Source organism: Lacisediminihabitans sp., assembly GCF_043726815.1.
Lineage (GTDB): Bacteria > Actinomycetota > Actinomycetes > Actinomycetales > Microbacteriaceae > Lacisediminihabitans.
In genome coordinates, this window is record NZ_JAYSJZ010000025.1 from 1 (window position 1) to 2,264 (window position 2,264).

General features: G+C 67.2%; 3 protein-coding genes. All 3 read right to left on the reverse strand.

Going from position 1 to position 2,264, the window contains the following annotated elements; genetic code table 11:
* The coding region (locus ACHZD8_RS02715) for a MarR family winged helix-turn-helix transcriptional regulator (RefSeq protein ID WP_394768592.1) at nt 1-431 on the reverse strand (431 nt) is incomplete at its 3' end.
* Nucleotides 432-485: 54 nt separating this feature from the next.
* A complete protein-coding gene (locus ACHZD8_RS02720) occupies nt 486-1,526 on the reverse strand; it encodes an LLM class flavin-dependent oxidoreductase (RefSeq protein ID WP_394768593.1) in 1,041 nt (346 codons plus the stop codon).
* Between the two features lie 63 nt (nt 1,527-1,589).
* Nucleotides 1,590-2,264 (reverse strand): o-succinylbenzoate synthase (locus ACHZD8_RS02725; RefSeq protein WP_394768594.1); only part of this gene is annotated, 675 nt, incomplete at its 5' end.

Sequence of the window (2,264 nt, forward strand, 5' to 3'; positions counted from 1 at the left end):
CGCTCGCGCCCTGCGGCCGTGAGTTTCGTCGGCAGCGCCCTGCCCTGCAGCGCGGTTTCGGGGCGGGTGACGAGCCCGCGCTCCTGCAGGCCGCGCAGCACCAGGTTCATCGACTGCCGGCTGACGAAGGCACCTCTGGCCAGGTCGGAACTGGACAGCCCGGGGCTTCGCCCGAGCAGTTCGAGGCAGGCGTGCTGGGCTGCCGAGAGATCGAGGGGACGCAGGGCCTCGGCCATTGCGCCGCGCAGCGACGCCGCAGCGTGCCGAAGCACGTAGGTGAGCGCCTCATCGAGCACGCCCACCTGAGCGGACCTGGGGTCGGTCTTCTTCGATGCCGCTTTGTCAGCCGCGACAGCTTTGCCCGACGCGGCTTTGCCTGACGCGGCCGTGCCGATTGTCTCGCTCTTCGATTTCTTGCCGTGTTTCGCCATGTCAGTAGTGTGACACCGTGGGCCGCTCGGGGCTAGAGGCAGCCTAAAACCGGATCAGGCGTCTTCGGCGAGAAGCTCTCGCACGCGCGGGGCGACCACGCTGCCATAGAGCTCGATGCTCGACATCAATTTCTCGTGGGCGAGGGTGCCGTTGGAGTACTTGAGGTCGAAGCGGTCGAGGCCGAGTACGCGGGCGGTTGATGCGATCTTCTGCGCGACGGTCTCGGGGGATCCCACGTAAAGCGAGCCGGTGTCGGCCTCGTTTTCGAAGGACTCGCGACTCATCGGGCCCCAACCGCGTTCCTTGCCGATGCGGGCCATCATTTCCGAGTGGTGCGGCCACAATTCCTCGCGAGCCTGTTCGTCGGTCGCTGCGATGTGCCCGGGGGAGTGCACGCCGATCTTCGGCGTCGGCTGCTCGAACTGGGCGAGGGCGCGCTGGAACAGGTCAACGTAGGGGGCGAAGCGGGCAGGCTCGCCGCCGATGATCGCGAGCATGAGGTTGAAGCCGAAGCGGGCGGTGCGCACGACCGATTCCGGGCTGCCGCCCACGCCGATCCAGGTGGGGAGGAGGCCGTTCTCGATCGTCGGATACACGCTCTTGTCGACCACCGGGGTTCGGGTGGTGCCCGTCCAGTTGACCGGTTGCTGCTGCCGCACGGCCGCAAACAGTTCGAGCTTCTCCTCGAACAACTGCTCGTACTCGGCGAGGTCGAGCCCGAAGAGCGGGAAGGACTCGGTGAACGATCCGCGGCCGAGGATGACCTCAGCCCGTCCGTTGGAGATGCCGTCGAGGGTGGCGAAGCGCTGGAACACCCGGATCGGGTCATCCGATGACAGCACGGTGACAGCGGTGCCGACGTGGATGCGTTCGGTCTGCGCGGCGATGGCGGCGAGCACGACCTCGGGGGCGGAGACGGCGAAGTCCTTGCGGTGATGTTCGCCGACGCCGATGTAGTCGAGTCCGACCCGGTCGGCGAGTACGCCCTGGGCCACGAGGTTGCGCAGCACTTGGGCGTAGGGCACCGGGGTGCCGTCCGCCTCAGTGGTGACGTCACCGAAGGTGTCGAGTCCGAGTTCGAGTCGCGGGGCCATCAGCGTTTCTCCCAGTCAGTGTCTATACGTCTGCATGGATTGTCAACGACGGTGGCGCCCAACTTATTCCAGCAACGCCAGGCAGCGCTCGAGTCGTGCATTCCACCACTTCACCCGCTCGGCATCCGCGGCGTAGCTGTCCAGCAGCGCGGCATCCGGAGTCACCCGGTGCACGTTCACGAGCCCGCCATCGGCCACGAGCGAGTCTGCGGTGATATCCGAGGCAAGCAGGCTCACGGTCGCGAGCCCGCAGTCGTAGGCCAGTTCGGGGATCGCTGCGGCGAGGTGCGCTCCCATTGAGATGCCCACCGAGGTCTCGAGGGCGCTGGAGACGACGACGGGCAGGCGCGCGGCATCCACGATCCGCAGCGCGGCACGGATGCCTCCCAGCGGCTGTGCCTTGATCACCAGCAGGTCGGCTGCCTTCGCCGTCGCGACCTCGAGCGGATCCTCGGCCTTGCGCACGCTCTCGTCGGCGGCGATCGGCATGCCCATGTACTTGACGCGCTTGCGGATGTCGGCGAGCTCATCCACCGTCGCGCAGGGTTGCTCCACATACTCGAGGTCGCTCGGCGCGAGCGCGTGAATCGCGTGCTCCGCCTCATCCACGTTCCAACCGCCGTTGGCATCCAGACGGATGCGGCCTTCCGGCCCGAGATAGTCACGCACCGCGATCACCCGCGCCACATCGTCGGCAAGCTGCTGCCCGGGCTCAGCCACCTTCACCTTCACCGTTCG

Bases quoted from the DNA above. Each gene is read 5' to 3' on its own strand.
- ACHZD8_RS02720 (WP_394768593.1), bottom strand. From the start codon at position 1,526: ATGGCCCCGCGACTCGAACTCGGACTCGACACCTTCGGTGACGTCACC.